Source organism: Bradyrhizobium sp., from assembly GCF_049581145.1.
GTDB lineage: Bacteria > Pseudomonadota > Alphaproteobacteria > Rhizobiales > Xanthobacteraceae > Bradyrhizobium.
Window position 1 is genome coordinate 1 of record NZ_JBAURI010001232.1, and the last position, 5,729, is coordinate 5,729.

Consider the following 5,729-nt stretch of genomic DNA (forward strand, 5'->3'; position numbering starts at 1 on the left):
GCCGTGGGCGACGGATCGGCCGGCGCGCCCGCCGGCGGCGGATCGTCACCCGGCTCGACCGTGTCGTTCTGGATCTGCTTTTCCATCGCACGGAGCTTGGCGACATTCTTCTGGTGCTGGTCGTAGGTCTCGGTAAACGAATGGCCGCCGGTACCGTCGGCAACGAAATAAAGGTCGCGCGTGCGCGCCGGATTGGCGGCGGCCTCCAGCGAGGCACGGCCCGGATTGGAGATCGGCCCCGGCGGCAGGCCGTCGATCACATAGGTATTGTAGGGCGAGGGTTGCGTGATTTCGCTGCGCTTGATCGGCCGGCCCAGCGTTCCCTTGCCGCCGACCAACCCATAGATGATGGTCGGATCGGACTGCAGCTTGATCTTCTGCCGCAACCGATTGACGAACACCGCAGCCACCCGGCTGCGCTCGTCCGGCTTGCCGGTTTCCTTTTCGACGATGGAGGCGAGCGTCACCAACTGCTCGGGCGTCTTGATTGGAATGTCCGGACTGCGGTGCTCCCAGATTTCGGCCACGACGCGTTTCTGTGCCTGCTGCATGCGCTGGATCACCTGGTCGCGCGTCGTGCCGCGGGGAAATTTGTAGGTCTCCGGCAGCAACGTCCCCTCGCGCGGGATTTCGCGAACATCGCCGGCAAAAATATCATTGTCGGTCAGCCGGTCCACGATCTGCTCCGAGGTCAGCCCTTCCGGAATGGTGACCGCGTGCTGCACCACCTTGCCTTCGACGATGGTGCCGATGACGTCGCGCAGGCTTGCGTTCTTCTGGAAGGCATATTCCCCGGGCTTCAGCCCCGCGCGCGCCTTCAGCGCCAACACCGCGCCGATGAAGGCCAGACGGTTATTATCGATCACGCCTTCGCGCTGCAGCACATCGGCGATGTCGCTCATGCCGGCGCGCGAGGGAATGATGACGACCTTGTCCTCCTGCAGCGGACCCGGGGCTTCAATCATCTGCCTGCCGTAGTAATAGGCGGCGCCGGCGCCGATCATCAGGACCAGCAGCAGAGTAATGATGGCATTGCCGACAATGACGAACGGGTTGCGGGCGCGCTCGGAGCGCCTGGGCGGCGGCGGAACTTGCTCGGGCTCGAGCGCGGCGCGCGGGCTGCGGGGTGAGATGGGCGGCCTTTCACTCATCGCTGCAACCTGAGTCCTGTCGCTCTCATCGGGGCCCCGCCTGCTCGCGAGCCGCCAGCCGTGGTTCGCCCGATCCTACGATTCAACACCGAATGCGGCGAAACGGTGGATGTGGCGCGCGTCAATTGATCACGCGCTGCAGGATCACGGACGCATTGGTGCCGCCGAACCCGAACGAATTGGATAAAGCAATATTGACTTCGCGCTTGCGCGCCGCGCGCGGCACGAGATCGATCGCCGTTTCGACCGACGGGTTGTCGAGATTGATGGTGGGCGGCACGAGGTTGTCGCGAATCGCAAGAATACTGAAGATCGCCTCGATCGCGCCTGCTGCACCCAAAAGGTGCCCGGTCGAGGATTTGGTCGATGACATCGACACTTTCGAGGCGGCGTTGTCCAGCAGCCGTTCGACCGCGCCCAGCTCGATCTCGTCGCCGACTTGCGTCGACGTGCCGTGCGCATTGATGTAGTCGATGTCGGAAGCCGTGATGCCGGCGCGCTTCATCGCGGCCGTCATGCTGCGGAATGCGCCGTCGCCGTCCGGTGACGGCGAGGTGATGTGATAGGCATCGCCGGACAGTCCGTAGCCGGTCACCTCCGCATAGATCCTCGCGCCGCGGGCCTTGGCGTGCTGATATTCTTCAAGCACAACGATACCCGCGCCCTCGCCCATCACGAAGCCGTCGCGATCCTTGTCGTACGGCCTGGACGCCCGCTCCGGCGTCTCGTTGAAGCCGGTCGACAGCGCGCGTGCCGCGCAAAAGCCGGCCATTCCGATCCGCGAGATCGGCGATTCCGTGCCACCTGCCACCATCACATCGGCATCGCCGAGTCCGATCAGCCGGCTGGCGTCGCCGATCGCATGGGCGCCGGTCGAGCAGGCCGTCACCACGGCGTGGTTGGGACCTTTGAGACCGTGCTCGATCGAAACATAACCCGATGCGAGGTTGATCAGGCGGCCGGGGATGAAAAAGGGCGAAACCTTGCGCGGACCGCGTTCCTTCAACACCAGCGCCGTCTCGGCGATGCCCGAGAGGCCGCCGATGCCGGACCCGATCATCGTGCCGGTCGCGCAGCGATCCGGTTCGTTGGCCGGGTGCCAGTTCGCGTCATCGAGCGCCTGACGCGCCGCGGCCATTGCGAAGATGATGAAATCGTCGACTTTGCGCTGGTCTTTCGGCTCCATCCACTGGTCAGGATTGAAGGTGGCGTCGCTGCCGTCGCCGCGTGGGACGACGCAGGCGATCTTGCAGGGCAGGTCGGACACATCGAAGGTCTCGATCTTCCTGGCGCCGCTGGCGCCCTTCAGAATGCGCGTCCAGGTGGGTTCGACGCCACAGCCGAGCGGCGACACCATGCCAAGGCCCGTGACGACAACCCGCCTCATGTCCAGCACTCCAGCCCGAAAAAACGCGGCCCATCGCAATGAACCGGGGGACCGCCTTGTCGCGGTCCTCCCGGCGATACCAGTCGGGCCCGCGCAGGGGCGTTAGCTCTTCGCGTTCTTTTCGAGAAATTTCGTCGCGTCGCCCACGGTCAAGATCGTCTCCGCAGCGTCGTCGGGAATCTCACAACCAAACTCTTCTTCAAAAGCCATCACCAGTTCGACGGTGTCGAGACTGTCAGCGCCCAGGTCATCGATGAAGCTCGCATTGTCGACCACTTTTTCGGGCTCAACACCAAGGTGTTCGACCACGATCTTCTTAACCCGTTCGCCAATCTCACTCATCGTTCAACCTCGTGCTTGTTCCCTTAGACCCGACCCCATGATGATACGCGCCATCGTGGTCGTTAACTTCCTTCGCAATCGCGCATAAACTGATTTGGCCAGGTCGTACCCGACGCAGCCCGGCGAACGACGGCAAGCTCCGCCTCGCCAATATACAGGGTTTCGCAATCCTGCAATGGCGTTCTTTGCCCATCCGTATACGGCCCGGTTATCATACTTCAAAAGCCTTGACCATAAGCCCGGATCGACCGCGGAAACGGCCCTTCCCGCGCCCGACGGATTTCCGCAGCCGACTCAAACCATCGCCATGCCGCCGTTGACATGGATCGTCTGCCCGGTGACATAGGCCGCTTCATTGGAGGCGAGATAGATCGCGGCAGCGGCGATATCGTCGGGCGTGCCGAGGCGTGCGGCCGGAACCCTGGTCAGGATCGCCTCGCGCTGCTTGTCATTGAGCGCATCCGTCATCGGCGTCTTGATGAAGCCCGGGGCGATGCAGTTTGCCGTCACATTGCGTTTGGCATATTCGGCACCCAGCGTCTTGATCATGCCGATCAACCCCGCCTTTGAGGCAGTGTAGTTGCCCTGCCCCGGATTGCCGGTGACACCGACCACCGATGTGATCGCGATGATGCGGCCGAAGCGCTTGCGCATCATCAGCTTGGTCGCGGCACGCGCGAGCCGGAAGGTGGCGGTCAGATTGACCTTGATGACCTCGTCCCAGTCTTCGTCGCGCAACTGCACGAATAGATTGTCGCGCGTGATGCCGGCATTCGCGACCAGGATGTCGACGCCGCCCATGGCCGCTTCGGCCGCCGGCACCAGGGTTTCGACCTCGGTGGAGTCCGAGAGATTGCAGGGCAGCACGTGGACCCGCTCCGCCAGTTGGCCAGCCAGCGCGTCAAGCACCTCGCGCCGCGTCCCCGAGACGGCGACGGTCGCGCCCTGCGCATGCAGCGCACGCGCAATCGCGTCCCCGATCCCACCCGTCGCCCCCGTGACGAGCGCCGTCCTGCCAGTCAAATCGAACATTTCCATCTCCTCAACTCGACCCCGCGGCCGCCAAGGCCTCTTTCGCCGCGGCCAGATCGTTCGGGCCGCCGACGGAAACGCCGACAGCGCCGTCGGCGATGCGCTTGACCAAGCCGCTTAGCACCTTGCCGGAACCGATTTCAAAAAATCGCGTGACGCCATGGTCGGCCATGTAAACCACCGACTCGCGCCAGCGTACGGTTCCGGTCACCTGCTCGATCAGACGGCGGCGGATTTCATCCGGATCCGAGATCGCGGACGCCAGCACGTTCGAGACCAGCGGCGAGGCCGGCGGCTTGATCGTGACGCCGGCGAGCGCCTTCGCCATTGCATCGGCGGCCGGCTGCATCAGCTTGCAATGAAACGGCGCCGAGACCGGCAGCAGCATGGCTCGCTTGGCGCCCCTGGTCTTGGCGATCTCGACCGCGCGATCGACGGCCGCCCTGTCGCCCGACACCACGACCTGGCCGGCACCATTGTCATTGGCCGCCTGGCAGATCTGGCCCTCGGCGGCTTCGCCGGCGACCATGACCGCGGTCTCGTAGTCGAGGCCGAGCAACGCAGCCATCGCGCCGACGCCGACCGGCACCGCCTTCTGCATGGCAAGTCCGCGCGTTCGGAGCAGCCGCGCGGTATCCGAAATGCTGAGGCTGCCGGCGGCCGCAAGTGCGGAATATTCGCCGAGCGAATGACCTGCCACATAGGCCGCATCCCGGCCGACCGAGAAGCCCGCCTCAGTCTCCAGCACGCGCAAGGCGGCGAGCGAAACCGCCATCAGCGCTGGCTGGGCATTTTCGGTCAGCTGCAGCGTCTCCGCCGGGCCGTCCCAGATGATCGCGGTCAGCTTTTCACCGAGCGCGGCATCGATCTCGTCGAACACCGCCCGCGCGACTGGAAAAGCCTCCGCCAACGCCCTGCCCATTCCTACCGCCTGGGAGCCCTGCCCCGGAAAAGTAAATGCTGCCGTCATCGGCGCCCCCAAAACGTTCCCAATACCCCAGACTTTGGGCCGTAAGACACCGCGGGAGACGCTGCTGTCAAGCGGCGGGGCTATTGCGCGGCCCAAACGGGTGCTTTTTGAGGCGATTTTTGCTTTGCCTTGGTGCGCAAAATCCGTATAACGCCCCATCCGTGGATCCCGGCCGGGAGCTGAACGGACGGTCTCAGCAATCTCACCTTTTGGCGAAGTTGATGTGGCAGGGTCAGTTGGCCCGTCGTCCCGTGTTTCCGCCTTCTGAGCTGACCTAAGAGTCCTTTCCGAAGGGCTCGAAGGGCTTGACGCCGGGAGCCGCGCCAACACTTGAGGAAAGGACACCCATGCCCTTCTATGAGCATGTCTTTCTCGCGCGCCAGGACGCGAGCACCCAACAGGTCGAGGAATTGACCACCCAGATGACCGGTATCGTCGAGGGACTCGGCGGCAAGATCACCAAGACGGAAAACTGGGGCGTCCGTTCCCTTACCTACCGCATGAACAAGAATCGTAAGGCGCATTTCGTGCTGCTCAACATCGACGCGCCGTCAGCGGCGATCGCCGAGATCGAGCGGCAGGAGCGTATCAGCGAGGACGTGATCCGGTATTTGAGCGTCCGCGTCGACGAGCTCGAGGAAGGCCCTTCGGCGATGATGCGCAAGGCCGACCGCGACCGCGAGCGCGATGATCGCGGCGGCGGTTTCCGTGGCGACCGCGAAGGCGGCTTCCGCGGCGATCGCGATGGCGGTGGCTATCGCGGCGACCGTGGTCCGCGCCGTCACCGTGATGACGTCGAAACAGCAGCGGTTGAGGAGTAAGAATCATGGCTGAAGCTGGTGCACGC

The 5,729-nt window shown here is 64.1% G+C and carries 6 protein-coding genes; 1 reads left to right on the top strand and 5 read right to left on the bottom strand.

Going from position 1 to position 5,729, the window contains the following annotated elements; genetic code table 11:
- From mltG to fabD, 5 genes are all read right to left on the bottom strand, one after another.
- The coding region (gene mltG, locus WCB02_RS39205; protein WP_423967704.1) for an endolytic transglycosylase MltG at window positions 1–1,151 on the bottom strand (1,151 nt) is incomplete at its 3' end.
- Between the two features lie 121 nt (window positions 1,152–1,272).
- Window positions 1,273–2,538, bottom strand: a complete 1,266-nt coding sequence (gene fabF / locus WCB02_RS39210; protein WP_423967706.1) for a beta-ketoacyl-ACP synthase II — start codon at window positions 2,536–2,538, stop codon at window positions 1,273–1,275.
- Window positions 2,539–2,640: 102 nt separating this feature from the next.
- Window positions 2,641–2,880, bottom strand: a complete 240-nt coding sequence (locus WCB02_RS39215; RefSeq protein WP_006610957.1) for an acyl carrier protein — start codon at window positions 2,878–2,880, stop codon at window positions 2,641–2,643.
- 294 nt (window positions 2,881–3,174) lie between these two features.
- Entirely contained in the window at window positions 3,175–3,912 is a 738-nt protein-coding gene (gene fabG, locus WCB02_RS39220) for a 3-oxoacyl-[acyl-carrier-protein] reductase (protein WP_423967709.1), read from the bottom strand.
- Between the two features lie 10 nt (window positions 3,913–3,922).
- The gene (gene fabD, locus WCB02_RS39225; protein ID WP_423967712.1) at window positions 3,923–4,882 is read right to left on the bottom strand and encodes an ACP S-malonyltransferase; all 960 of its coding nucleotides are present in this window, start codon (window positions 4,880–4,882) and stop codon (window positions 3,923–3,925) included.
- A gap of 347 nt (window positions 4,883–5,229) precedes the next feature.
- Between fabD and rpsF the strand changes: the two genes are divergently transcribed.
- A complete protein-coding gene (gene rpsF / locus WCB02_RS39230; protein ID WP_423967714.1) occupies window positions 5,230–5,703 on the top strand; it encodes a 30S ribosomal protein S6 in 474 nt (157 codons plus the stop codon).
- The last annotated feature ends 26 nt before the right edge of the window (window positions 5,704–5,729 follow it).

Excerpts from the sequence above, each read along its gene's own strand:
- fabF (WP_423967706.1), bottom strand. The coding sequence starts at position 2,538 with ATGAGGCGGGTTGTCGTCACGGGCCTTGGCATGGTGTCGCCGCTCGGC.
- fabG (WP_423967709.1), bottom strand. The coding sequence starts at position 3,912 with ATGTTCGATTTGACTGGCAGGACGGCGCTCGTCACGGGGGCGACGGGT.
- rpsF (WP_423967714.1), top strand. The coding sequence starts at position 5,230 with ATGCCCTTCTATGAGCATGTCTTTCTCGCGCGCCAGGACGCGAGCACC.
- fabD (WP_423967712.1), bottom strand. The coding sequence starts at position 4,882 with ATGACGGCAGCATTTACTTTTCCGGGGCAGGGCTCCCAGGCGGTAGGA.
- WCB02_RS39215 (WP_006610957.1), bottom strand. The coding sequence starts at position 2,880 with ATGAGTGAGATTGGCGAACGGGTTAAGAAGATCGTGGTCGAACACCTT.